Origin of the sequence: Planobispora longispora, from assembly GCF_016863135.1 — a bacterium.
Classification (GTDB): Bacteria; Actinomycetota; Actinomycetes; order Streptosporangiales; family Streptosporangiaceae; genus Planobispora; species Planobispora longispora.
In genome coordinates this window covers 1-25636 of the sequence record NZ_BOOH01000010.1, presented here as the reverse complement: position 1 = coordinate 25636, position 25636 = coordinate 1, and the positions used below count along the sequence as shown (strand labels likewise).

Genomic DNA, 25636 nt, shown 5'->3' with positions numbered 1-25636 from the left:
GGAAATAGCCCCGCATGGAGAGACCACCGGTACCTCTCACGCTGTTCGCCGCCGTCGTCATCGCGCTCGCGGGCTGCACCCCGGGCGCGGTGAGCACGGAGGCGTCCCCCACGGCCGCCCCGTCCGGCGCCGCCACGACTCCGTCCCCGGGGAACGAGTCGGCCATGGAGCCGACCGCCCTGGAGGCCGCCTACGAGAGAGTCATCTCCAACGTCCTGCCGTCCATCGTGCAGATCAACACCAGGACCGGTCTCGGCTCGGGCGTCATCTACGACGCCTCCGGGCACATCATCACCAACGCCCACGTGGTCGGGCGGGCCACGGAGTTCCAGGTCACCCTGGCCACCGGGGGAGCCCCCCGCCGGGCGAGCCTGGTCGAGTCCTTCCCGATCGGCGACCTGGCCGTGATCAAGGTGGACGACCCGGCCGGCCTCAGGCCCGCGAAGTTCGGCGACTCGGGCAGGCTGCGGGTCGGCCAGATCGTGCTGGCCATGGGCAACCCGCTCGGCCTGGGCAGCAGCGTGACCGACGGGATCGTCTCGGCGCTGGGCCGTACGGTGACCGAACCCGCGGAGGAGGCCGGCTCCCCCGGCGCCACCATCACCGGCGCCATCCAGACCTCCGCCGCGATCAACCCGGGCAACAGCGGCGGTGCGCTGGTCAACCTCGCGGGCGAGGTCATCGGCATCCCGACCCTCGCCGCGACGATCCCCGAGCTGGGCGGCGGCGCCGCCCCGGGCATCGGCTTCGCGATCCCGTCCAACACCGCCACCGACATCGCCGCCCAGATCGTCAAGGGCGGCAAGGTCACCAACACCCGCAGGGCCGCCCTGGGCGTCTCGGTGCGGACGGTGATCGGCGCCGACGGCAGCCCCGCGGGCGTCGGCATCGTGGAGGTGAGCGAGGGCGGCGGGGCCGCGCGGGCGGGCATCGAGCCGGGCGACATCATCGTCTCGGTCAACGGGACCGAGACCCCCAGCACACAGGCCCTGTCCGAGGTGCTCGCCACCCTCCGTCCCGGCGATCAGGCCCAGGTGGAGCTCCTGCGCCTGGACGGTTCCACCGGCGCCGTCACCGTCCGGCTGGGGGAGCTTCCCACCAGCCCGTCCGGGTGACGCCGGGCTCCCGCGGACCGCGGGTGTACGGCCCGGGCCGTACACCCGCCCCGGACAGACCTCCCACCCGACCCGCAGCCCTTCCCGACCCGCAGCCCTTCCGGAGCGAACCCCCGCGACCGATCATTCCGTCTCACGAGCGGTGACCCAATGAAGCGATACGCGGCCGAGTTCGCCGGCACGTCCATCCTGGTCTACTTCGGCGTCGGCAGCGCCGTGTTCGGCATCGACAAGATCGGGGCCGTCGGGGTGGCCCTGGCCTTCGGCCTGGTGCTGCTCGCCCTGGCCCACAGCCTCGGGCCGGTCTCCGGCTGCCACGTCAACCCCGCGGTGACCCTCGGCATGCTGCTGGCCGGGCGGCTGCTCCCGGCGGAGGCCGGGCGCTACATCGCCGCCCAGGTCCTCGGCGGCGTGGCGGGGGCCGCCGTGCTCGAACTGACGGTGAGCGCCGGGGAGATCACCGACCGGACGAAGGCGCTGGGCGCCAACGGTTTCGGCGCGGCCGTGAACGGCGTCGGCGCGTTCCTGCTGGAGACGCTGCTCACCACGGTGCTCGTCCTGACCTACCTGCTGGTGACCGACCGCATCGCCCTGCGGGAACCGTCCGCCGCGGCGGCGGTCGGCCTGACGCTGGCGGCGGTCCACCTCGCGGGCATCCCGCTCACCGGCGCCTCGGCCAATCCCGCCCGCTCCATCGGCCCCGCCCTCTTCGCGGGCGGGGAACGCCTCGGTCAGCTCTGGTTGTTCATCGCCGCCCCGCTGGTCGGCGGCATCCTCGCGACCGTCATCGCGACCCGGCTCCACCGCTCGTCCGCCGCCGGGGAGAACGCTCCCTGAGCTGCGGGAACGCCTCCTGAGCCCCGAGGGCGTCCCCCGGCCCGGGGACCCGGTGGCCGCGAGGGCCGTCAGCGGCCGGAGCCGAAGACGATCTCCTCGCTGTAGCGGGGGCCGCCCTCCGCGTCCTCCCCGAGGTAGAACCGCGTCGTCATCGTCCGCTCCTCCGGTTCGAAGACGCTCCGCCAGAGGGTCCGCCACGGCTCCTCCCCCTCGGTGAACGCGACCGCGTCCAGGGCGCCGCGGAGCTCCGTCCCGGACAGGCCGTCCCCGGTCAGGTCCGCCAGCGTCCGGGACCGCTCGTACGTCCGGAAGGAGTGCTCGTTGTCCTCCGGCAGGTCGGAGACGTCGGGGTGGCGGTGGAGAGGGTAGTTGGTCACGCACATCGCTCCTTTCCCGGGCTCGATGACGTGCCGGGAGCCGTCGTCTCCCCGCTCCCAGACGAACGCCCGCCCGGAGCCGTCGGCGATCAGGTAGTGGCAGGCGACGCCGGTGACGTACTGCTCCGCCTCGAGCAGGGCCTTCTTGGCCTGTTCGACGTCCTCGCAGGTGTCGAGGACGAACCGGGGAAGCTGGACCTCGTTCACCCCGGCCTGCGGCGCGGACATGGCCGGGCCGGCGACGGTGGCCTCGGCGTCGGCGATCAGCAGGGCCACGGTGAGGCCGGCCGCGTTGATCCCCTCCATGCAGCCGTCCAGCTCGTTCATGGTGATCACGGTGGAGGCCATGCCGTCGTCCGGGATCGTCGCGATCACGTAGGGCTGCGAGGCCATCGGGGGTTCATCCGAGGGTTCCGGCGAGCCTCCGGTGATCGACTGGATGAGCTGGGTCACGCCCATGGTGAAGAAGTCGTAGTTGCGGCCGATCCGGGTACGGCCGTCGGGCCCCGTCGAGGCCGGGGACCACACGACCGAGCACCCGGACCCGCCGGGCAGCCCGGGCAGGCCCTCCACGTACGAGGTCACCGCATCCACCCCGAACACCTCGGCCACACCGAGCAGCCGCTCATGATGCTGCGGCCAGTTCTTCGCGAACCAGGCCATCCGCCCGGCGTTCACCGCCGGGTCGGCGGGCTGCGGCGCCCACCGCGAGACCGCCCGCGCCTCCTCGGCCAGCGCACGGCCGATCTCCCGCTGGCTGCCGCGCACCGTCAGATAGCGCACCGTCATGAAATCGTCCGGACCACCGGCGATGACGCTCGTCATCTCGTTCTCCCTCCCGAAGCCGACAACCAGAGCTTCGGGGAGACCGCTGACGAGCCTCGCACCATCCGCTGACGTCCTCGCCGCCTCCGGCCCGGGCCCGCCCCGCCCACCGCGACGCGCCCGGAACGGCGACTCACCCGGAGGGCGGCCTCCCAGGAGAGCGGCCGCCGGGAACGACGATCTCAGGGAACGGTCTCAGGCCCGGTTTCTCAGGAGAGCGTTGATCTCCATGAACCCGAGGTCCCCGGCCAGGGCCTCGTAGGTGCCCGTGCCGAACAGCTCACGGGCCGCCCGCCGGGCGACGGCGTAGGCGGCCACGGCGATGGAGGCGCCCACGCTGATCCGGGCCGCGCCCAGCGCCGCCAGCTCGCCCACGGCCGGGGCTCCCGGCCCCGCCAGCACGTTCAGCGGCGCGCCGATCCCCTTGGCCAGGGACGACACCGTCGCCGGGTCGGTGACGCCGGGGACGAAGACGCCGTCGGCCCCGGCCCCGAGGTAGGCGGCGGCGCGGTCCAGGGTCGTCTGGAGCCGGGTGCCGGGGTCGCCGATCCTGCTGAGGTAGACGTCCACCCGGGCGTTGAGGTAGAGCGGGATCCCCATCGCGTCGGCGGCCCGGCGGGCGGCGGCGATCCGGGCCGTCTGCTCCTCGACCGGCCGCAGCGACAGTTCCTCACCGCGGAGGGTGTCCTCGATGTTCACTCCCACGGCGCCCGCCTCCAGCACTCCCCGGACGGTCTCGGCGACCCCTTCGGGGGTGTCGCCGAAGCCGCTCTCGATGTCGGCGGTGACGGGCACGTCCACGGCGGCGGCGATCCGGGCGACGAGATCGAGCGCCCGGTCCCGGTCCAGCCGGTCCCCGTCGGGCGAGCCGAGGCTCCAGGCGACACCGGCGCTGGTCGTGGCGATCGCCTTCGCGCCCGCCTCCTCGATCAGCCGCGCGCTGGCGACGTCCCAGGCGTTGGCGAGGAGCAGCGCCTCCTCACCCCGGTGCAGCGAATCGAAAAGAACTGCTTTGTCCCGAAGAGTCGTCATATGGATCAGTAAATCAGCCTTGACCACATAAAAACCCGCGAATTTCGGACACAACCGGCATTTGACCAGCCCTCTCCCGAGAAGGCCGGCGCCTCCCGGGCGCGGATCGCGGAGGCTGCGGGACCCCCGGACGGAGTGCCCATGAGCGGTTCGGAGCGCGCGGAGCCCGTCGCAGCGCCGCTCCACGCGCACAGGGCCGTAAACGACAACGGCGGTGCCTTGACAGGCACCGCCGCTTACAGGGGGTCCGCGCCCCTCGCCACCGCTCTGGACGAGCGGTGTTCGAGTAACGCGAGTCGGGTGGAGGTGGCGGGAATCGAACCCGCGTCCTTCAACTCCAAGACAGGGCTTCTCCGGGTGCAGCCTGCTCTGCTTTTCTCAGCCCCGGCGATCACACAGGCAAGACGCCGACGGGCTCAGCCACTGTTAGATTTCCCGCTCGACCCCGTGGCCGGGTCTCGCGGTTGAGCCTCCTAGCGATGTCAGCTTCGGGCCGGAGGCGCTCCCGGGCCGACAGAGGTTTCTCGCTGCTTAGGCGGCGAGGGCCAGGGAACCCTGGCTAACCTCGGAGTGCGTCTTATTGGCACTTATTGGTCGCGGTCACAGGATTAACGAGGTTATGTCCGCAGTCCTCGACCCGCTTCACCTGACTTGCAAAGCCAAAGTCGAAACCAGTCACCCCCCTGTTGAGTTGTCAACACCGCTCCCCGAAGGGACCGGGCGATCCGAAGATACCGGTTACAACACCGTCGACGCCAACCCGATTCCCACCGGGCGTCGCCGAAGATGAGACTTCCGGCCCTCCGGGACGCGCCCACCGGCGTGTCCGCCCCGGACACACCGCTCCGGGGCACCTCGTACAACACCCCGGCGCCCGGCTCCATTCCCGGCGCGGACGCCGTACCCGCCGGACCGGGATCACCCGCGCGCCCACCGGGGCACGCCCGCCGGACCGGGGTCACCGGCGCGCCCATCGAGGCACGCCCGCCGGGGCACGTCGCCGGGCCGGGAAACGGCAAAGCCCCGGAGGCGCGGCGTGTCGCACGCGCCCCCGGGGCCGACCGGCAGGGTCGAGCCGGTCCGGACGGCAGGGCCTCCCCCGAGATGAAGCCCTGATCTCATCACGGCGACTGAGTCCGCAACCCCCCGAGCGGTGCTCAGTCACCTGGAAAGACGCCGACGAGGGGCCCGATGGTTGCTCGCTGTCATGAGAATTTTTCACAGAGTGACATCCGGGCGTCCGCCGTCACCGTCCGGCCGCACGCCGAGCCCTTCCGCACCGCATGCCGAACCCTTCCGCATCACGCGCCGAGCCCTTCCGCACCGCGCGTGCGGGCCGGTTCCGGCCGCGTCACATGCCCTGGCGCAGGTTCCGGAAGAACTGTCCCGCGACGGTCGCCCCGGCCGTGGAGTCGGTGCTCTCCACCAGCACGGCCACCGCGATGTCCCCCTGCCAGCCCACGAACCAGGCCAGCGGCTTGCCGCCCCGCGACGCCGCAGCCGTGACGCCGTGCACCGGATCGCCCGGAGCCGTGGCGGTGCGGGCGGAGCCGGAGGTCACCGCGGCGCGCATGAGAGTGCGCAGGGTGTCGACCGTCCTGTCGTCGAGCTTGACCGGGGAGACCGGCTTGGCCTGCTCGGCCTCGGCCGACAGGTCGGGAGACTTGGGTTCGAGGACCAGGAGCGGCGGGTGCCAGGTGCCGGAGGCGGCCGCCCCGGCGACCAGCGCCATGGACAGCGGGCTGACCATGACGTTCTGTCCGGCGATGGCCCGGGCGGTGGCGGCGTCGTTCTTCAGCGGGTCCATCGAGCCGCTGAAGGACTTCAGCGGCAGCGTCCAGGACGACCCGATGCCGAACGCGGCGGCGCTGTCACGCAGCGCGGCCGGGTCGATCCGGCGGGCGAGCGAGGCCAGGGCGGTCACACAGGCGTTGGCGAAGCTGCCCTGGAGCGTCGGCTGGCTCCCGGCGGGCGCGCCCGCCTGGTGGAACCGGACCCCGCCGACGGTGCGGTCCGGCGGGCAGGCGAGCTTCTGCCCGAGGTCCACCTGCGCCTTGAGCAGCCCCTCGACCGCCACGATCGAGAAGGTGGTCCCGGCGGGGAACTTCCCGGCGAGCGCGTCCTTCTCCTGGTGGTACTCCTTGGTCGCGCTGACCGCCCAGACCTCTCCGGTCGACCCCTGGACCGCGACGATCATGCCCCGCGCGCCCCCGGCCAGCGCGGCGTCGGCGGCCTGCTGCGTGTGCCGGTCGAGCGTGGTGTGCACCGGGGCCGCGGTACGGCCCGGCCGCCACTTGGCGAGCTCCTCCACCTCATCCAGCGTCTTGAGGTCCACAGTGATCACGCTGGTCTCGGTCGTGCCGGTCAGGTGCTCCTGGTAGGCCTTCTGCAGTCCGTCCCGGCCGACGGTGTTGCCGGCCCGCTGCGGCCCGCCGAGCTGCTGCTCGGTCTCCGGCGTGACGGCGGTGACGGTGCCGACGATCTGGGTGGGCGAGGCGGGTGCGACCGCCTCCGGCCGGATCGAGAACTGGATGCCCTCGATCGCCTCCAGCTGCTGGCGGAGCCGGGCGAACCGGGCGCGGCCGAAGGTGACCAGCGGCACCGCGAACTTGGGGCTGGCCGACAGGATCCGGCTCAGCAGCCGGTCCTTGGGGAAGCCGGTCACCTTGGCCAGCTGCTCGCAGACCGCGACCGGGTCCTTCAGCTTGGCCGGGATGACGCTGGCCACGTGCAGGTCGGCGAGCTCCTGCAACGGGTCGCGGGCACGGTCCACGATCGGGAGGCGGCCCTCAGGGTCGATCTTCACCGCGAAGCGCTGCCCGTCGCGCAGCTGGGGGTGGAGCACGCTGGGCGACCAGCGCACCTTCCAGCTCCCGTTCACCAGATGGAGGGGGAGCTTGCCGTCGTACTCCCACAGGGGGTTGTTCTCCCCCAGGTCGACCTCGGCGGCGAAGTCGGCCTCGACCCGCTCTCCCACGCTCCGGACCCCCTTGAGGGCGAACCGGAACGAGGCCGCGTCCAGCTGGATCTTGGCGTCCTCCAGCGCCCGGCGCACCTGCTGCTCGTCGCCGTCCGTGCGTCGGGCGGCCGTGGCGTAGTCGCCGGTCTGCCAGCCCACGAGGAAGTCACGGACCGCCTCGTGAGGTGAGGGCTCAGCGAAGCAGGCCGACAACATGGGAACCGTCACCGCCAGCGCGAGCGCGGCGGCCACGGTCCTTGGGGGTCTCCCCGTCACCACTACCTGTTCCTATGTCTGAGCGTGCGGGCCATCTCCCGCTTGGCCTGCTTCTCCGCCAGGGTCTGCCGCTTGTCCCAGTCCTTCTTGCCCCTGCCCAGCCCCAGCTCGACCTTGGCCTTGCCGTCCTTGAAGTAGAGCGAGAGCGGCACCAGGGTGAGGCCGCCCTCCTTCGTCTTGGCGGCCAGCTTGTCGATCTCCTTGCGGTGCAGGAGCAGCTTGCGGGTGCGCCGCGCCGCGTGGTTGGTCCACGTTCCCATCGTGTACTCGGGGATGTGGATGTTGATCAACCACACCTCGCCGTCCTTGACGGTGGCGTACCCGTCGATGAGAGAGGCGCGGCCCAGGCGCAACGACTTGACCTCCGTGCCCTGAAGCACGAGGCCGGCTTCGAAGGTGTCGTCGATGTGGTAATCGTGCCGGGCACGCTTGTTCTGGGCGATGACCTTCCGCCCGGTCTCACGTGGCATGCCTTGGAGCCTACCGGGACGCCTCACACACGCAGGTAACGGCGGAGCGTGACGAAGGACGCGAGGATACAGATGATCACGCCGATGACCATCGTGCCGAGGATCACCTGGGCCAGGTCGTTCCAGGTGAGCTGCGTGCCCGCGGCGAGGTTGATGTTCATGCTGTCGAACAGGAACACCTTGGTCACGATCAGCAGGACGGCCGAGACCACGCCGCCGAGCAGGCCGGCGATGACGCCCTCCATGACGAACGGCAGCTGGATGTAGAGATTGGAGGCTCCGACCAGGCGCATGATGCCGGTCTCACGCCTGCGGTTGTACGCCGAGAGCCGGACCGTGTTGCCGATCAGCAGGATGACCGCGAGGACGAGGAAGCCCGCGATCATGAGCGCGAACCCCCGGATCTTCTCCATGAGGTCGAAGAAGCCGTCCAGGAGCTCCCGCTCGTCGACGACCATCGAGATGCCCGGCACGCTCTGCAGCTCGTCGATCACCGTGCCGTACTCTTCCGGGTTCTTGACCTTGACCCGGAACGACTCGGGCATGTCCTCGACCTGGATCGCCTTGACCAGGACGTCGTTCTCGCCGTAGGTCTTCCTGAAGTTCTCGTACGCCGTCGCGGAGTTCTCGAACTCGACCGACTCGACCTGGGCCATGCCCTGGATGCGGGTCTGCAGGTCGGCGCGGGCCTGCTCGGTGACCCCCTTGCTGCCCTTGCAGGAGGGGAGGGGGTCGTTCTTCTTGCACAGGAAGGCCGAGACCTCGACCTTGTCCGACCAGAAGCCCCGCATTTTCGACACCTGCGAGTTGACCATCAGACCGATGCCCAGCAACGCCATGCCGATGGCCACAGTCACGATGACCGCGATGGTCATCGTGAGATTGCGGCGGAGGCCGATCCAGACCTCGGAGAAGATGAAGTTTGCCCGCATGCTCTTCCTGTCGCTTTTGACCGGTCCTGGTCAGTACGCCTGGCCGTACACGCCACGCGACTGGTCTCGGACGATCTTTCCGTCCTCCAGTTCCACTACGCGCTTGCGCATGGAGTCGACGATGGCCGCGTCGTGCGTGGCCATGACGACGGTGGTGCCCGTCCGGTTGATCCGGTCGAGCACCTTCATGATGCCGATGCTCGTCGCGGGGTCGATGTTTCCGGTGGGCTCGTCCGCCAGGAGGATCATCGGCCGGTTGACGAAGGCGCGGGCCATCGCGACCCGCTGCTGCTCGCCGCCGGACAGCTCGTCGGGCATCCGGTGGGCCTTGCCCTCCAGGCCGACGAGCTCGACGACCTCGGGCACGACCTTGCGGATGAACCGCCGGGGCTTGCCGATGACCTCCAGGGCGAACGCGACGTTCTCGTACACGTTCTTGTTCGGGAGCAACCGGAAGTCCTGGAACACGCAGCCGATGCGGCGGCGCAGGTGGGGCACCTTGAAGTTGGACAGGCGGGCGAGATCCTTGCCCGCCACGTGGATGGCTCCCGAGTTGGGACGCTCCTCCTTGAGGATCAGGCGGAGGAAGGTGGACTTCCCGGAGCCGGACGGGCCGACGAGGAACACGAACTCGCCCTTGTCGACCTCAACGCTGACGTGGTCCAACGCGGGCCGGTTCTGGTTCGCGTAGACCTTGGTGACATTATCGAAATGGATCACGGGCGCATCACAGCATGTCAGTCTAGGGGTTAGGACGGTCGCGGTAGTGGCAGAGGACCACTTCCCGCCTCTCGCCGGCCGGGGGGCGCCGATCTTTACCTTGATCGACGTTCCGGTTGGCCGGAGCCCAGTCTAGGGGGAAGACTGGCATGGAAACTCCATAACGGAAACAAAACGATTCAACGCCCGGTAACGACCACATAAAGTGGTGACGAGCCCGAAGGCGAGGACACTATGAGCTGTGACGACCTGGTATGCGCGCGGTGCGCCCACCCCGTCGCGGAGGGCCGTTGCCCTCTGTGCCGGGCCAACCGCGACCGCATGCACCACAGCGGCCTGGGCGGGATGACGCCGGCACTCGTCTCCCTCCTGCTGATCGCGCTGTTCTTCCTCACCCTGGCCCTGAAGCACCTGACGGGCGCCTGAGGGCCGCCGCTCCGAACGGAGAGGGGGGCGGGCTCGAAGCGCCCGGCGAGACCTCTCACGAGGGCCTGAGGACCGCTCAGGCCCTCCGTCCTAGGCCTCCCCGCCCGTCTCCTGGCGGCGCGCCCAGCGGATCTCCGACTCGATGAACTCGTCGAGGTCGCCGTCCAGCACCGCGCTGGGGTTGCCCGCCTCGGTGCCCGTCCGCAGATCCTTGACGATCTGGTACGGGTGCAGCACGTAGTTGCGGATCTGGGTGCCCCAGGAGGTGGTCGACTCGCCCCGGATCTCGCTGAGCGCCGCGGCCTCCTCCTGGCGCTTGCGCTCCAGCAGCTTGGACTGGAGGACCGCCATCGCGGTCGCCTTGTTCTGCAGCTGGGAGCGCTCGTTCTGGCAGGAGACCACGATGCCGGTGGGCAGGTGGGTCAGGCGGACCGCCGAGTCGGTGGTGTTGACGCCCTGGCCGCCCGGACCCGAGGAACGGTAGACGTCGACCCGCAGGTCGTCCTCGTTGATCTCGATGTGGTCGGTCGTCTCCACGACCGGGACCACGTCCACGCCCGCGAAGGAGGTCTGGCGGCGGCCCTGGTTGTCGAACGGGCTGATCCGGACCAGGCGGTGGGTGCCGTGCTCGCCGCGGAGGGTCCCGTAGGCGTAGGGGGCCTTGACCGTGAAGGTCGCCGACTTGATCCCGGCCTCCTCGGCGTAGGAGGTCTCGTAGACCTCCGTCGGGTAGCCCTTGCGCTCGGCCCACCGGATGTACATCCGCAGGAGCATCTGGGCCCAGTCGGCGGCGTCCACGCCGCCGGCCTGGGAGTTGATCGTGACGACCGCCTCACGCGCGTCGTACTCGCCCGAGAGGAGGGTCCGGACCTCCAGCGCGCCGACCTCGCCCTTGAGCGCCGTCAGCTCGCGGTCGGCCTCTTCGCGGGTGTCGGGGTCGTCCTCGGCCTCGGCGAGCTCGTAGAGGACGCCCACGTCCTCCAGGCGCCGGCCGAGGGCCTCGATCTTGTTGACCTCGCCCTGCAGATAGGAGAGCTTGCTGGTGACCTTCTGCGCCCGCTCCTGGTCGTTCCACAGGTCGGGGGCTGCGGCCTGATCCTCCAGCTCCTCGATCTGCTTGCGCATCGCGTCGAGGTCCAGCACGTCCTGAATGCCGTTCAGCGTGCCGGTAAGCTCGTTGATCTCTTCTGTCGGATCGTTGAGTGCCACGTCTGTAAAGGGTACGCGACCGTGACACCCCGTTGTGTACGGCTCAGGCACTCATCGTGGCTAGGGTGTGTCCGGTGTGAACACTCCCTAGGCTGGGCGCCGCGACGGGGATCATCAGGAGGCGAGCGTGCGGGGACATGGGCGGCGAGGCCTGCTCGCGCTCGCACTCACCATGGCCGCCCTGACGACCGGCGTCACGGCCTGCACCGCCTCCGGCGAGACGGCCCCCGGGCCCGGCCGCACGGACGGCGGGGCCACCGTCCCGGCCACTCCCGTCCCTCCGCTGCTCACCATGGCCGAGGCGGGCAAGGCGCTGAAGGAGGTCCTGGCCGCCGACGGGGTCCTGGGCTCGGCCACCCCCCGGCTGCTCGCCGACCGGAACAACCTGCTCAAGCAGTCCCGTGACGGGCATCTGGCGCTGCTCCAGGCCTCCTTCCAGAAGGCGAAGAACACGGGCGCGTCCCCTCCCCGCCACACCTGGGGCGAGCCGCGCCTGCTGGTCCCCAGGCTGGAGCGGGGGCCCGTCTGGTTCGCCGCGGTCGCGGACCGCCGCGACGCCTCGGGCAAGACGCACCCGGTGATGCTGACGTTGTCCAAGCAAGGCGAAGACGTCTGGCAGATCAGCTCCCTGTCGCTCCTCGAGGAGCCGCTCCCGGAGATCACCCGGGATGCCGAGGGGTACGCGACCGCGCTCGGCGACGACGACTCCACCGTGCAGATCAGCCCCCGCCTGATGGCGCCGCTCCACGCGACCACCGCCGAGGAGGGCTCGGCGGGGTTCGCCACCGGACTGATCGCCGAGGGCCCGCACACCACCGCCCACGCCACCGAGATCGCGGACAAGCGGGCGGAGGCGAAGGCGAACGACTGCCGCGGCTACGAGTCGATCTTCGCCGCGGCCGGCTACCCGGTGCGCGCGCTGCGCACCGCGGACGGCGGCGCCCTGATCATGTACTCGCTGATCAGGACGACCACGGAGACGGCCGAGATCCACCCCTGCGGGCTGCCCATCGGGATGCCCGAGGAGGCGCGCGGGCTGGCCCCGCGCGATGACTCCGGGGAGGAGCGGCGCGCCCAGGAGGAGCTGCGCATCGTGGAGACGCAGCAGTACGTGAGCACGGTCCCGCCGAAGAGCAGCGGCAAGGCCGCCCGGGTCATCGGTTACACCGGCGGCGTCACCAAGGTCTTCGTCACCTGACCCGGCCCTCCCCTCCGCCGGGGAGGGAGGGCGGGCCGCCGTACGGGAAGATCCACCGCCCTCCCCCTCCGCCGGGAGGAGAGAGGGCGGGGATCGCGGCTCAGAACTCCTTGCAGGGCGGGGATCCCGGCTCAGGACTCCCTGTGCGGCAGGCTGGTGGAGGCCACCAGCGTGCGGACCGCGCGCAGCGCCACCGAGAGCGTCGCCAGGTCGAAGTTGTCGCTCTCCCAGATCTCCGACATCGTCTGCCGGGCCCGGGCCACCGCCGCCCAGTTCGCGTCGGCCCAGTGCGCCAGCCGCTCCTCCGGGGCCAGCCCCGGCTCGCTGTGCACGAGGACGTCCCGGGTGAGCGCGGCGTGCGCGGCGTACAGGTCGTCGCGGAGCGCGGCCCGGGCCATGGAGTTCCACCGGTTGTCCCGGGGCAGCGCGATGACCCGCTCGCGCAGCGCGGCCAGCTGGAGCCGGTCGGCCAGGTCGAAGTAGACCTCGGCGGCCTCGTTCACCGGACGCCCGGTCACGGCGGAGATCTCCACCAGGTCGAAGGTGGAGTAGGCCGGGACCATCGCGGCGACCCGCTCGGCCAGGTCCTGCGGCACGCCGCGGGCGATGAACATGTCACGGCGCTCCTCGAACGCCAGCAGGTCCGACCCGGTCAGCAGCTTGGGCAGGTGCGCGAGCAGGCCGTTCATGCCCTTGGAGAAGAAGCTCACCGTGGAGGCCAGGTCCAGCGGCGGGCGGCGGTTGCCCACCAGCCAGCGGGCGGCGCGCTCGCAGAGCTTGCGGGCCTCCAGCTCCATGGCGATCTGGGTGGCCGTGTCCACCTTGTTGTCGAGGCGCTCGACGGCCAGCCAGAAGCTGGGCAGGTCGAAGACCTCCCTGGCGACCAGGTAGGCGCGGGCGATGTCCGGCGAGGACGCGCCGCTCTCCTCCCCGATGCGGAACATGAACGTGGTGCCGCTGGAGTTGACCAGGTCGTTCACCACGCAGGTGGTGATGATCTCCCGGCGGAGCGGGTGGTCGTCCATGAAGGAGCGGAACCGCTCGCGCAGCGGCGTGGGGAAGTACGACACCAGCCACGACGCCAGGTAGGGGTCGTCGGGCAGGTCGGAGGCGAGGATCTCGGCGTCCACCACCAGCTTGGTGTAGGCCAGCAGCACCGCGAACTCCGGCGCGGTCAGCCCGAGCCCGGCCTGGCGGCGCTCGGCGAGCGCCTTGTCCGAGGGCAGGAACTCCAGCTCCCGGTTGATCAGCCCGGCGCGCTCCAGCCGGCGCAGGTAGCGCGCGTGGATGTGGAGCATGTCGGCGGCCTGCGCGCGGGCGGCGGCCAGGACCACGTTCTGGTCGTAGTTGTCCCGCAGCACCAGCCGCGCCACCTCGTCGGTCATGTCGAGGAAGATCTCGTTGCGCTGCTTGTCGGTGAGCTCGCCGTCGCGGACCACCCGGTCCAGCAGGATCTTGATGTTCACCTCGTGGTCGGAGGTGTCCACGCCCGCGGAGTTGTCGATGAAGTCGGTGTTGGCCAGCCCGCCGTTCAGCGCGAACTCGATCCGGGCGAGCTGGGTCAGGCCCAGGTTCCCGCCCTCGCCGATCACCTTGCAGCGCAGCTGCGAGGCGTCGACCCGCAGGCCGTCGTTGGCCTTGTCGCCGACGTCGGCGTGCGACTCGACCGACGCCTTGACGTAGGTGCCGATGCCGCCGTTCCACAGCAGGTCGACCGGGGCCTTGAGGATGGCGCTGATCAGGTCGTTCGGGGCCAGCGCGGTCACCGCGTCCGGGATGCGGAGCGCGGCGCGCATCTGCGGCGAGATCGGGATCGACTTGGCGGTGCGCGACCAGACGCCGCCGCCGTCGGAGATCAGCGTCGGCGAGTAGTCCTCCCACGAGCTGCGCGGCAGCTCGAACAGGCGGGCCCGCTCGGCGTGGCTGCGCGCGGCGTCGGGGTCGGGGTCGACGAAGACGTGCCGGTGGTCGAAGGCCGCGATCAGCCGGATGTGCTGGGAGAGCAGCATGCCGTTGCCGAACACGTCGCCGGACATGTCTCCGATGCCGACCACGGTGAAGTCGGTGGTCTGGATGTCCACGCCCGTCGTGCGGAAGTGGTACTTGACCGACTCCCAGGCGCCGCGGGCGGTGATGCCCATGGCCTTGTGGTCGTAGCCGATCGAGCCTCCGGAGGCGAAGGCGTCGCCCAGCCAGAAGCCGTACTCCTTGGCCACCGCGTTGGCGATGTCGGAGAACGTCGCGGTGCCCTTGTCGGCGGCGACCACGAGGTAGGTGTCGTCCTCGTCGTGCCGGACCACGTCGGCGGGCGGGACCACCTGGCCGTTGACCAGGTTGTCGGTGATGTCGAGGAGACCGGAGATGAAGATGCGGTAGCAGGCGACGCCCTCGGCCAGCACCTCCTCCCGCGAGCCCGACTTCGGCGGGCTCTTCACGACGAAGCCGCCCTTGGAGCCGGTGGGCACGATGACGGTGTTCTTCACCATCTGGGCCTTCACCAGGCCGAGGATCTCCGTGCGGAAGTCCTCCATCCGGTCCGACCAGCGCAGGCCGCCCCGGGCCACCTTGCCGAAGCGCAGGTGCACGCCCTCGACCCGGGGCGAGTAGACGAAGATCTCGAACTTCGGCCGGGGCAGCGGCAGCACGCTGATCGAGGGCGAGTCGAGCTTCAGCGAGATGTACGGCTTGCGCTCCCCGCCCCGTCCCGAGTCCGTCGTCTGGAAGTAGTTGGTCCGCAGCGTGGCGCGGATCATCTCCAGGTAGGCGCGGAGGATCCGGTCCTCGTCCAGGGAGGCGACGTCGTCCAGCGCGCCGAGGATCTCCTCGTGCAGCGCGTCGGCCAGCTCGACGCGGACCTCGCCGGAGCGGTGCGGGTCCAGCCGCGCCTCGAACAGCCGCACCAGCAGCCGCGCGAGCCGTACGTTGCCCAGCAGAACGCGCTCGATGTAGTCCTGGCTGAAGGTGGTGCCGGCCTGGCGGAGGTACTTGGCGTAGACCCGCAGGATGTCGATCTGCTCCCAGGTCAGCCCGGCGGCCAGGACGAGCCCGTTGAAGCCGTCGTTCTCCACCCGGCCGCGCCACAGCGCGTCGAACGCGTCCTGGAAGAGCCGCTTGAACTCGTCCCTGTCCACCTCCGCCGAGGGGGTGTAGCGCAGGCCGAAGTCGTAGATCCAGGCGTCCTTGGCGTCCGGCATGTCGGCGCGGTCGATCTCGTAGGGACGCTCGTCGACCACCTCCACGCCCATCCGCTGCAGCAGCGGCAGCACGCGCGACAGGGACACCGGGGCCCCGATCCGGTAGAGCTTGAACCGGCGCTCCCCCTCCCCGGCCTCGTAGGGCTCGTAGAGGTTCATCCCGATCTCGTCGCCCGTCTTGGCGAGCGTCTCCAGCCGCCGCAGGTCGGCCACGGCCATCCGGGGCGGGAAGTCGGCCTTGTACCCCTCGGGGAACGCGGTGGCGTACCGGCGGATGAGCCGGGGGGCCTCCTCCTCCGAGCTCAGCTCGGCGATGGCCGCGCCCAGGTCGTCCTCCCAGGAGCGGGTGGTGGCGGCCAGCCGGGCCTCCAGCTCCTCCAGGTCCACCCCGGCGGCCGACACCGGCCTGCCCCGTTCTCCGCGCACGACCACCTGCAGGCGGGCCAGCGCCGACTCCCCGATCATCGCGCTGTAGTCGGACGTCGTGCCGCCCAGCGCCTTGACCAGGAGCTCCTGCATCTTGATGCGGATCTTGGTGGTGTAGCGGTCGCGCGGCAGGTAGATCAGGCAGGAGATGTACCGGCCGTAGTCGTCCGGACGCAGGAAGATCTTGACCTGCTTGCGCTCGCGGAGCCGGAGCACGCCGAGCGCGATCGGCAGGAGCTGGGCGACCGAGGTGGGGAAGAGCTCGTCCCGGGGGAAGGTCTCCAGGATCTCGACGAGGTCCTTGCCGTCGTGGCTGTCGGGGGCGATCCCGGCCCGGTCGAGCACTTCGGCGAGCTTGCGCCGGAGCAGCGGGACGCGGGTGATCGACTCGTTGTAGGCCGAGTGGGTGAACAGGCCCAGGAAGCGCCGCTCGCCGACGACCTCGCCCTCGGCGTTGAAGGTCTTGACGCCCACGTAGTCCAGGTAGGCGGGGCGGTGGACGGTGGCGCGGCTGTTGGCCTTGGTGATGATCAGCAGCTGCTTCTCGCGGGCCTTGGCGCGCAGCTCGGGCGAGAGCGAGGAGAAACTGCTCGAACCCACCTTGTCGTGGCGGAGGATGCCCAGTCCGGTCCCCGGCACCGCGTTCAGCTCGTCGCCGTCGTCTCCCCGCTCCAGGCGGTACTCGCGGTAGCCGAGGAAGGTGAAGTGCCCGTCGGCCAGCCAGCGGATCAGCTCCAGCCCGTCCTCCACCGCGGCCGGGTCCAGGGGCGGCGGCGGGTTGAGCGCGAGGCCCTCGGCGGTCTGTACGGCCAGGGCCCGCATCTTGGCGAAGTCCTCGACGGTGTAGCGCACGTCCGCCAGGATCCGCTGCAGGTCGGTCTCCAGCTCCCGGAGCACGGACGGGTCGGCCTGACGGTCGATCTCGAAGTGCATCCAGGACTCGGCGAGCATCTGCCCGGTGACGTCCTCCTGGTCGCGGTCGAGCAGCCTGCCCGTCAGGTCCCTGCGCACCCGCATCTGCGGGTGGATCACCAGGTGGATGCCGATCTCGTGGCGGTCGAGCTCCATCCGCACGGAGTCCACCAGGAAGGGCATGTCGTCGGTGACCACCTCGACGACCGAGCCGCCGGGGTCCCAGCCGTGCTCCTCCAGGGTGGGGGTGTAGGCCCGCACCAGAGCCCGGCCCTGGGGGCGGATCTCGGCGAGCTGGCGGTGGGCCGTGGCCGGGCCGTACACGTCGACCGGGTCACGGTCCAGGAGGTCCTCTGGAGCGACATGCCGGTAGTAGAGCCTGAGGAAGGCGAGCACCTCCTCAACGTTCCTGTGTTCGCTGCCGGGTGTGTGCGCGCATCTCTCCGCGGCACTCCTCAGCAGCTCGTCCTTGGCCTCGTCGAGCGGCATGTCGCTCTCACTCCTTTGTGAGGGGTTTTGCGGTTTTATCAGGACCTACGTCAGGCTGTAGTTCCCGGGAAGAAGACGGTGATGCCCGGCTTCCGGGCGCCGGACGCCCGCATCGTCGCGGCGGCCCCGCGGGGGGCGGGCAAATCTTCGGCAAGCCGCCGCGGATCGTCGTGTGACCCGTGATCCCTCGCCGTCGGCGGCGGGAGGTCGGAAGCCGCGCGGTCACGGACAGTGACGCCTCGCCGGGAGTAGACGGTGGGACAAGCATCCCACAATGCGGGTTCGCACCCGCGAAACGGACACGTCCTCTCGCCGCCCAACCTCCACCCTCCGGGTAGGGCCCGTGCCACAACACCTCCAACGGTGCCCCTTCGATCCTCGTTGACCGAGATGAGGCACCGCTCCTGATACCACCCGAAAAGATGGAGAACGTCAATGTGACGGCCCGTCACCATCGCCGGTCCCGAACCGTTCCACCGCCTCGCCCGCGGGGCACGCCTTTCCGTATCCGGTCGCGGCGAAAACATGGGCCCACCGGAGTCGCGCTTTAATTCCCGGCCGGTCCGGTATGCGCGCGTAAAAAGAGGGGTCATCCGGAGCTCGCGACCGCCGTACACGGCCACCGGTTCAGATGCGAGATTAGCGGTGCCCCCCTCGCTAGCATCTGGAAATCGCAGAACTGGGGCATCCGCATTACGCCGAATGCCTCCGCGCATTATTGAAACGCGCGTCCAGCACGGAAGAAATCAATCGCTCAGGGTCTCGCCGATCGTTTTCCGGCATCGGTGGGAGCTGTCGACATGGGGGAATCTTGACCGGACTCGGGTTGATCGCGGATGCGGGAACCAGCTACGGAGACGCCGATGACCGCGACCATCAGGGATAGCCGCCCGGCCCGCGACGCGACCGGAAGCGCCTCCCGCGAGACGGTTCCGGACCAGCGGATTCCTCACCGGGGGGAGGCGCGGCGGCCGGATTCCGGCCGGCGGCCGCTCTCCCCGCTGAGCCTGCCCGCGGCCGACGCCGCCTGCGCGGCCACCGCCGTGACCGTCGCGGCGGCCACCACGTCGTCCGTCGCACCGTCCGCCGCCGCGTCCGGCACGGCGGCCGTCGCGGCGGCCATCGCGCCGTCCGCCACGGTGGCCGTGATCGCCGTGATCCTGCTGAGCGCGGTCAACGCCGCCCTCGGCCTGTACCGGCCGCGCCTGGCCCCCTCCGTCCTGGACGACCTGCTGCCCCTCGCGGGGGGCGGGGCCGTCGCCATGGCGCTCGCCCCGCTCCTCGCCCCGTTCCTCGTCCCCGTCCCGGCCGGGGCCTCGCCCGCCAGCGGGCTCCACGGCTGGACGGTCGCCGTCATCCTCCACACCGTCCTGTCGTGCGGCGTCCGGGGGGCCGCCTACGCGGCCGCCCGGAGCCGCCTGGCGGGCCCGGGCGCGAGGCCCACCCTCCTGGTCGGCGCCGGACCCCACGGCCACCGGCTCGCGGCGACCCTGCTCGACCACCCGGAGTACGGCATGGCGCCGGTCGGCTTCATCGACGACCGGCTGGCGCCGGAGGCGGGACCGGCCCGGCTCCCGGTGCCCGTCCCGCCGCCGACCCCGGGCGTGAGAACGACGCCGACGCCGGGAACGGGAACGGCGCCGGAACCGGGCGCCGTGCCGGTGCTCGGCCGCGCCGAGCGGCTCGCCGACATCGTGCGCGCCCGGCGGATCCGCGCGGTGATCATCACCCCGGCCCCCGGCGCCGGCACGGCGGCCCGCCGCCTGGCCAGGACCGCCAGGGACCTGGACTGCGAGGTCTTCCTCGCCCCCGAGCCGGGAGACGTCCTCACCGACTTCCTGGCGCCGCGCGACCACATCTGGGGCCTGCCCGTCCTGCGGATACGCCCCCTCCCGCAGGCCCGGCCGACCTGGCCGCTGAAACGGGGCCTGGACATCGCCCTCGCCCTGGCGGGCCTGGTCGTGTGCGCGCCGGTGATCGCCGCGTGCGCCCTGGCCGTGCGCTGCGAGAACGGGCCCGGCGTGCTGTTCCGGCAGAGCCGGGTGGGACTCGGCGGCCGCCGCTTCGAGCTGCTCAAGCTGCGCACGCTCAGGCCCGGCGACCCGCACGAGTCCGAGACGCGCTGGAGCATCGCCGGCGACCTGCGCGTCAGGCCGGTGAGCAGGCTGCTGCGCAGGACCTCGCTGGACGAGCTTCCCCAGCTCTGGAACATCCTGCGGGGCGACATGAGCGTCGTCGGCCCGCGGCCCGAGCGGCCGTTCTTCGTCGACCGCTTCTCCGCGTCGCTGCCGCACTACGCCGACCGCCACCGCGTCCCGGCCGGGCTCACCGGCTGGGCCCAGATCCACGGGCTGCGCGGGGACACCTCCATCGAGGACCGCGCGCGGTTCGACAACCACTACATCGACGGCTGGACGCTCCGGTCCGACATGAAGATCGTCCTGCGCACCGCCGCGTCCGCGCTCCGCCCCGGTGGAAGCTAGCGGTGGCGGGCGTCGGGAGCCCAGGAGCGGTGGCGGACGTCAAGGGCGCAGAAGCGGTGACGGACGTCGAAGGCGCGAGAGCCGTGTGGCGCAGGCCGAGCGTTCTGGCGGCCGCGACCGTGCTCCTGGTCTGCGTGCCCCGGGAACGTGACGACCTGACCACCGCCTCCGACGTGACGCCCGCCGACGTCGCGTCGGTCGCCCTGGTCGTGACGGCCGCGGCGGCCCTCCTCGCGTCCGGCCGCACGCTGCCGGGACGCGCCTGGATCACGGCCCCCCTGGTGGTCGGCGTGACCGCGGCCACCGTGGCCTCGCAGGACATCGTGGCGAGCCTGCCGGGACTGGCCCGCTACCTCCAGGTCTTCGTGCTGGTCCCGCTGGCCGTCGTCGCGGTGCTGCGGGACCGGGTGGACCTGTGGCTGGTGGGCGGCGCGGTCTGCGGGACCGCCCTGATCCAGGGGGCGGTCGGATCCTGGCAGGCGCTCACCGGGAACGGCGCCTCGTACGCGGGCGAGAGCATCCGGGCCGTCGGGACCTTCGGGGCGACCGGCGTGATGGGCATGGCGACGGTCGTCGGCCACGGGCTGATCGTCGCGCTGGCGCTCGGCCTGGCCCTGCGGGGCCGGCGGCGGGCGGCGGCCCTGGCCGGGGCGGCGCTGCTGGCGCCGCCGCTGGTGTTCTCACTGAGCCGGGGCGCCTGGCTCGCGGTGGGCTGCGCAGCGGCGGTCATGCTGGTGACGTACGGCCTGCGGACCGCGGCGCGCACCGGCCTGTTCGCCGCGGCAGCCTGCGTCCTGCTCGTCGGCGCCCCGGCCCTGGGACTCGCCGGGGACGGGGGGCCGGGACCGGACACGCTCGGCCACCGGCTGACCTCGATCGGCTCCTCGGTCACCGAGCCGGACCGGTCCGTCAGCGACCGCTACGGCCTGTGGGAGACGGCCGCGGGCATCTGGCGGGACGACCCCGTCACCGGCGCGGGACCGCGGTCCTTCCCGGCCCTCCGCGACTCCCGCGCCCCGCTCCACCTGTCGTCGGGCAGCGACACCGCCGACCCGGCCAGTGGCTTCCAGCGGCAGCCGCTGCTGTCCCCGCACAACATGTACCTCCTGGTGCTCAGCGAGCAGGGGCTCGTGGGGGCCACGGCCTTCTGCCTCTTCCTCGGGTGCGTGACGGTCTGGTGCGTGCGGCGCGCCCGCCGTACCCGATCGCCCTGGGACCGCGCGGCGGGCCTGGCCGCGTCGGGATTCCTCGCCTGGCAGCTCGTCGACTTCCTCTACTCGGACATCGGCGGCCCGCCGACGCTGGTCACGTCCGTGATGCTGGGGACCGCCCTGTGGTGGGCCGCCTCATGACCCTGACCCGATCGCCCGTCCTCCCGGACCGGGAGGCCGACCGGCCTCACGACCGGATCCGGGGCCGGGGCCGGAAGCGGAGCCGGACGTGGAACCGGAACCGGGCCTGGAACCGGATCCGGAACCGAGCGTGGAGCCGGGACCGGGTCCGGACGTGGACCCCCGGGCGGCACCGGAGGCCGGGACGCGGGGACAGCCCGTTCCTGCGCGCCTTCACCGTCACCGCGGCGCTCGTCGCGCTCGGCGCCGCCCTCGGGTTCGGCCGGGACCTGCTCGTCGCCCAGATCTTCGGCGCGACCGGCAGCACGGACGCCTTCCTCGTGGCGTGGACCGTGCCGGAGACCGCGGCCCCCCTGCTCATCGAGGGGGCGATGGCGTTCCTCCTGGTCCCCCTGTTCAGCCGGGCGGCGGACGCCGGCGTCATCCGGGAGGCGGTCACGGCCACGCTCCCCCGCGTCCTGGCCGGGCTCGTCCTCGTCTCCGGGGTGACCGCGCTCTCGGCCCCGTGGCTGGTCGGCGTCCTCGCCCCCGGCCTGGCCGACCCCGCGCTCGCCGTAGGGTGCACGCGGATCACCTCCGTCACGGTCCTGATGTTCGGGCTGGCGGGCTACCTGAGCGCGGCGCTGCGCGCCCGGCAGGTGTTCGGCCCGCCCGCGGCGATCTACGTCGCCTACAACGCGGGCATCATCGCCTCCGTCCTCGCCTGCCACGACCGGTTCGGGGTGGCCGCCGCGGCCCTCGGGGTGGCGTGCGGCGGAGCCCTGATGGTCGCGGTGCAGATCCCGGGCTTCCTGCGGCACGTCGGGCCGCCCCGCCGGACGGCGGCCGGGGCCTCGATCCTGCTGGGGGCGTTCGCGCCGATCGCCCTGTTCACCCTCCTGCGCCAGGGCCAGGTCTTCGTCGAGCGCTTCGCCGGTTCCTCCCTGGCGGCCGGCTCCATCTCGCACCTGAACTACGCCCAGAAGATCGCCCAGGTGCCGATGACGCTCTCGCTCATCGTCGCCACGGTGACGTTCCCGGCGCTCGCGCGGAGCATCGCCGCGGGGGACATCGCCGCGGCGCGCCGCCGGATCGCCGCCGACCTCGCGCTGGCCGGGATGATCGTGCTGCCCGCCTCCGCCCTCCTCGTCGCGTTCGCCCCCGAGATCGTCGCGCTGCTCCTGCAGCGGGGGGCGTTCACCCCGGCGGACACGGCCGCGACCGCCGAGATCGTGCGCGTCTACTCCGTGGGGCTGCTCGGGCAGACCGTCGTCGGGGTCCTGTGCCGGGTGTTCTTCTGCGCGGAGCGGCCGTCCTGGTACCCGGCGGGCGCGATGGCCGCGGGCCTGGCCGTCACCGCCGGTCTGGCCGCCGTCGCCACCCCCCACTGGGGGACCGCGGGGATCACCGCCGCCAACGCGGCGGGCATCACCCTCACCGCGGCGGCGCTGCTGCCCGGGCTCCGCGGGCTCCGCGGGCTCCGCGGGCTCGGCACACACGTCGTCCTGGCCGCCCTCGGCCGTCCCGCCCTCGCGGCCGCGGCGGCCGCCGGGGCCGGCTGGCTCGTCCGTCCCGTCCTGACCGGACTGCCCGCCGTCGCCGCCCTGGCGCTCGGCGCGGTCACGGTCGGCTCCGTGTTCATCGTCGTGGCGACAGCCACCGGATCCAAGGAGATCGCGAGAATGATCGGCTACACACCAGCGGGGAAGCGGCTATGAGCAGGCACACGGCGGTGATGCCGTACGTGCTCATGTACCACTCGGTGGCGGAGTACAGGAGCGACCCGCTCCTGGTCACCGTCTCCCCCCGGCGTTTCGCCGCCCAGATGGCCTGGCTGAGACGGCAGGGGCTGCGCGGGGTGTCGATGCGCGATCTGCTCACCGCCGAGGCGTCCGGGCAGGCGCGCGGGATGGTCGGGCTCACCTTCGACGACGGCTACGCCGACTTCGCCTCCGAGGCGGTGCCGATCCTGCTGCGGCACGGCTTCACCGCCACCGTGTTCGCGGTCGCCGGGCACCTGGGCGGGCACAACGTGTGGGACCCGGACGGCCCGCGCAAACCGCTGATGACCGCGCAGGACCTCCGCGAGGTGACCGCCGCGGGCATGGAGGTGGCCTCGCACACCGTCAACCACACCTTCCTGGAGATGGCCGACGACGCGGGGCTGGAGCTGGAGCTCAAGGAGAGCCGGATGCTCCTGGAGGACGTCCTCGACCGCGAGGTCACCGGTTTCGCCTACCCGTACGGGCTCGCGGGGGCCCGCGAGGTGGACGCGGTCCGCGCGGCCGGATACTCCTACGCCTGCGCCATCTGGAAGTCCGAGCACAGCGGGCGGCACGCGCTGGCGCGCACCTACGTCGGGGACCGGGACGGGCCGCTCCGGATGCGCGCCAAGCGCGCCCGCCACCGCCTGCAGTGGGGGCGCTCCCGATGAAGGTGCTCCACGTCATCACGGGCCTGGCGGCGGGCGGGGCCGAGCAGCAGCTGCGGGCGCTGCTGCCGCACCTGACCGCGCGGTGCGAGGTCGCCGCGCTCACCAATCCCGGTGGCGTCGCCGAGGCCATCCGGGCCGAGGGCACCCCCGTCCACCATCTGGACATGCGGGGCAACCTGGACCTGCGTGCCGTGGGCCGGCTGGTCCGGCTGATGCGGTCGGGCCGCTACGACATCGTCCACACGCACCTGTACCGCGCCTGCGTCTACGGCAGGGTGGCCGCGCGGCTCGCGCGCGTCCCCGCCGTCGTCGCGACCGAGCACTCGATCGGGGAGTCCGCCATCGAGGGACGCCGCGCCACCGTGGGGGTCCGCGCGCTGTACCGGGCCACGGCGTCCATGGGGGATGTGACCATCGCGGTCTCCCGCGCCGTGGCGGAGCGGCTCGTCCGGTGGGGGGTGCCGCGCTCCCGGATCGAGGTGATCCCCAACGGCGTCGACGGGGCGGCCTTCCGCCACGACCCCCGCCTCGGCCTGCGGGCGCGGGCGCGGCTGGGCATCGCCCCGGACGCCTTCGTCGTGGGCGGCGTGGGACGGCTGGAGCCCGGCAAACGCTTCGACGTCCTGCTGCACGCGGTGAAGGGCTTCGAGGAGGCCGTCCTCCTGCTGGCCGGAGCCGGGTCCGCGCGCGGGACGCTGGAGGACCTCGCCCGGGTGCTGGGGGTGGAGCGGCGGGTGGTCTTCGCCGGCGAGTCCATGGACATGCCCGCCCTGCTGTCGGCCATGGACGTGCTCGCCTCCCCGTCGCAGGAGGAGACGTTCGGCCTGGCCATCGTCGAGGGGCTCGCGGCGGGGCTGCCCGTGCTGTACGCCTCCTGTCCCGCCCTGGACGAGCTCCCCTCGGACGCCGTCCCCGGAGCCCGGCGCATCCTGCCCGACCCGGACCACCTGCGCGCCGAGCTCCGCACCCTCGCCGCCGCCGGACCGGTACGGCTCCCGCCGCCCCGCGCCGTCGCGCACTACGACATCCGCCGCCACGCCGCCCAGCTGGAAGCCCTGTACGCGCGCGTCCTCGGTCCCGCCGTCCCGGCCGCCGCGGATCCCGCCGGGCACCCCGCCGGGCGCCCGGCCGCGAACTCCGCCGCGAACTCCGTCGAGCAGGAGGAGCACCGGTGAACGGGTCCGCGAGCAGGGCCGGGACGCCGCGGGCGGCCGCGCCCCGGCGCTGGTGGCCGCTGGCGGTCGCCGTACTGTTCGGAACGCTGGCGGGCCTGGTCTTCTCGTTGGTGAGAGAGCCCGTCTACAGTGCCGACGCCTACGTCGTGGTGGTCCCGGCCGACCCGGCCGGGACGGCGCAGGCGGTGGACTTCGCCCAGGCCTACGCCCGGATCGCCGTCCAGCCCGAGATCCTGGCGGTGACCGCGGGCGAGGCGTTCCTCCCCCTGGCCGCCGCCGAACGGCTGCGGGACACGGTCCGGGCGGCGGCCTCCCCGGACGCCCCCCTGGTGTGGCTGAACGCCTCCGCCTCCGGACCGCAGGAGGCGGCGGACCAGGCCAACGCGGTGGCGGAGGCGTTGATCACCTACGCCAACCACCAGTCGGGCAACACCCGGGTGCGGCTGGCGGGATTCACCAGGGCCCTGCCTCCGGCCTCGCCGTCCTCCCCCGTGCCGGCGCTGGCCATGGCGGTCGGCGCGGCGACCGGCGTCCTGATCGGCGGTCTCGTCTGCCTGGCGCCCCCGGTCAGGCTGCCCGCCGCCCGCGACCTCCTGCGGGCCGTGAGAGCGCGCCGGGACCGGATCGGATCCCCGGTCCCGCCCGTGCCCCGGCCGGGACCGCGCGCCGAGCCCCGATCCGGGGGCGGGACCGGGTTCAAAGCCGGAGCCGGGGCCGGGTCCAAAGCCGGGGCCGGGTCCAAAGCCGGAGCCGGGGCCGGGTCCAAAGCCGGAGCCGGGGCCGGGTCCAAAGCCGGAGCCGGGGCCGGGTCCAAAG

The 25636-nt window shown here is 72.1% G+C and carries 18 protein-coding genes and 1 other RNA gene; 10 read left to right on the top strand and 9 right to left on the bottom strand.

Annotated elements, in window-relative coordinates; genetic code table 11:
- The first annotated feature begins 14 nt into the window (after positions 1-14).
- On the top strand, positions 15-1115 hold the full coding sequence (locus Plo01_RS05020; protein WP_203889304.1) for a S1C family serine protease: 1101 nt from the start codon (positions 15-17) through the stop codon (positions 1113-1115).
- Between the two features lie 150 nt (positions 1116-1265).
- Complete coding sequence (locus tag Plo01_RS05015) at positions 1266-1952, top strand: aquaporin (RefSeq protein ID WP_203889303.1); 687 nt, start codon at positions 1266-1268, stop codon at positions 1950-1952.
- A gap of 68 nt (positions 1953-2020) precedes the next feature.
- Here Plo01_RS05015 and Plo01_RS05010 read toward each other — a convergent pair whose 3' ends face one another.
- From Plo01_RS05010 to ftsE, 7 genes are all read right to left on the bottom strand, one after another.
- Positions 2021-3154 (bottom strand): C45 family peptidase, encoded by a 1134-nt coding sequence (locus Plo01_RS05010; RefSeq protein WP_203889302.1) that lies wholly within the window; start codon positions 3152-3154, stop codon positions 2021-2023.
- Positions 3155-3349: 195 nt separating this feature from the next.
- Positions 3350-4186 carry an isocitrate lyase/PEP mutase family protein gene (locus tag Plo01_RS05005; RefSeq protein ID WP_203889301.1) on the bottom strand — a complete coding sequence of 279 codons (837 nt, stop codon included), beginning with the start codon at positions 4184-4186 and terminating at the stop codon, positions 3350-3352.
- A 298-nt stretch (positions 4187-4484) separates the two neighbouring features.
- Positions 4485-4869: a transfer-messenger RNA gene (gene ssrA, locus Plo01_RS05000) on the bottom strand.
- 668 nt (positions 4870-5537) lie between these two features.
- A complete protein-coding gene (locus Plo01_RS04995; RefSeq protein WP_239315895.1) occupies positions 5538-7397 on the bottom strand; it encodes a penicillin-binding transpeptidase domain-containing protein in 1860 nt (619 codons plus the stop codon).
- A 26-nt stretch (positions 7398-7423) separates the two neighbouring features.
- Positions 7424-7891 (bottom strand): SsrA-binding protein SmpB, encoded by a 468-nt coding sequence (gene smpB / locus Plo01_RS04990; RefSeq protein ID WP_203889299.1) that lies wholly within the window; start codon positions 7889-7891, stop codon positions 7424-7426.
- Between the two features lie 23 nt (positions 7892-7914).
- Complete coding sequence (ftsX, locus tag Plo01_RS04985; protein ID WP_203889298.1) at positions 7915-8823, bottom strand: permease-like cell division protein FtsX; 909 nt, start codon at positions 8821-8823, stop codon at positions 7915-7917.
- A 30-nt stretch (positions 8824-8853) separates the two neighbouring features.
- Positions 8854-9543 carry a cell division ATP-binding protein FtsE gene (ftsE, locus tag Plo01_RS04980; protein WP_203889297.1) on the bottom strand — a complete coding sequence of 230 codons (690 nt, stop codon included), beginning with the start codon at positions 9541-9543 and terminating at the stop codon, positions 8854-8856.
- A 234-nt stretch (positions 9544-9777) separates the two neighbouring features.
- On the opposite strand from ftsE, the gene Plo01_RS04975 reads away from it, so the two are divergent.
- Positions 9778-9969 carry a hypothetical protein gene (locus Plo01_RS04975; protein WP_203889296.1) on the top strand — a complete coding sequence of 64 codons (192 nt, stop codon included), beginning with the start codon at positions 9778-9780 and terminating at the stop codon, positions 9967-9969.
- Positions 9970-10059: 90 nt separating this feature from the next.
- On the opposite strand, the gene prfB is transcribed toward Plo01_RS04975, so the two are convergent.
- Complete coding sequence (prfB, locus tag Plo01_RS04970; RefSeq protein WP_203889295.1) at positions 10060-11178, bottom strand: peptide chain release factor 2; 1119 nt, start codon at positions 11176-11178, stop codon at positions 10060-10062.
- 127 nt (positions 11179-11305) lie between these two features.
- Here prfB and Plo01_RS04965 point away from each other — a divergent pair, with 127 nt between their 5' ends.
- Positions 11306-12376 carry a DUF8094 domain-containing protein gene (locus Plo01_RS04965; RefSeq protein WP_203889294.1) on the top strand — a complete coding sequence of 357 codons (1071 nt, stop codon included), beginning with the start codon at positions 11306-11308 and terminating at the stop codon, positions 12374-12376.
- A 131-nt stretch (positions 12377-12507) separates the two neighbouring features.
- Here Plo01_RS04965 and Plo01_RS04960 read toward each other — a convergent pair whose 3' ends face one another.
- Positions 12508-17397, bottom strand: coding sequence for an NAD-glutamate dehydrogenase (locus Plo01_RS04960; protein ID WP_203889293.1), 4890 nt, complete (start codon positions 17395-17397; stop codon positions 12508-12510).
- Between the two features lie 863 nt (positions 17398-18260).
- Here Plo01_RS04960 and Plo01_RS04955 point away from each other — a divergent pair.
- From Plo01_RS04955 to Plo01_RS04930, 6 genes are all read left to right on the top strand, one after another.
- Entirely contained in the window at positions 18261-19880 is a 1620-nt protein-coding gene (locus tag Plo01_RS04955) for a sugar transferase (RefSeq protein ID WP_203889292.1), read from the top strand.
- A gap of 29 nt (positions 19881-19909) precedes the next feature.
- The gene (locus Plo01_RS04950; protein WP_203889291.1) at positions 19910-21232 is read left to right on the top strand and encodes an O-antigen ligase family protein; all 1323 of its coding nucleotides are present in this window, start codon (positions 19910-19912) and stop codon (positions 21230-21232) included.
- The gene (locus Plo01_RS04945; protein WP_203889290.1) at positions 21229-22929 is read left to right on the top strand and encodes a lipid II flippase MurJ; all 1701 of its coding nucleotides are present in this window, start codon (positions 21229-21231) and stop codon (positions 22927-22929) included. The genes Plo01_RS04950 and Plo01_RS04945 overlap by 4 nt, the downstream gene beginning before the upstream one ends.
- The gene (locus Plo01_RS04940; RefSeq protein ID WP_239315894.1) at positions 22926-23645 is read left to right on the top strand and encodes a polysaccharide deacetylase family protein; all 720 of its coding nucleotides are present in this window, start codon (positions 22926-22928) and stop codon (positions 23643-23645) included. The genes Plo01_RS04945 and Plo01_RS04940 overlap by 4 nt, the downstream gene beginning before the upstream one ends.
- The gene (locus Plo01_RS04935) at positions 23642-24820 is read left to right on the top strand and encodes a glycosyltransferase (RefSeq protein WP_203889289.1); all 1179 of its coding nucleotides are present in this window, start codon (positions 23642-23644) and stop codon (positions 24818-24820) included. The genes Plo01_RS04940 and Plo01_RS04935 overlap by 4 nt, the downstream gene beginning before the upstream one ends.
- Positions 24817-25636 (top strand): YveK family protein (locus Plo01_RS04930; RefSeq protein ID WP_373871668.1); only part of this gene is annotated, 820 nt, incomplete at its 3' end. The genes Plo01_RS04935 and Plo01_RS04930, both read left to right, overlap by 4 nt.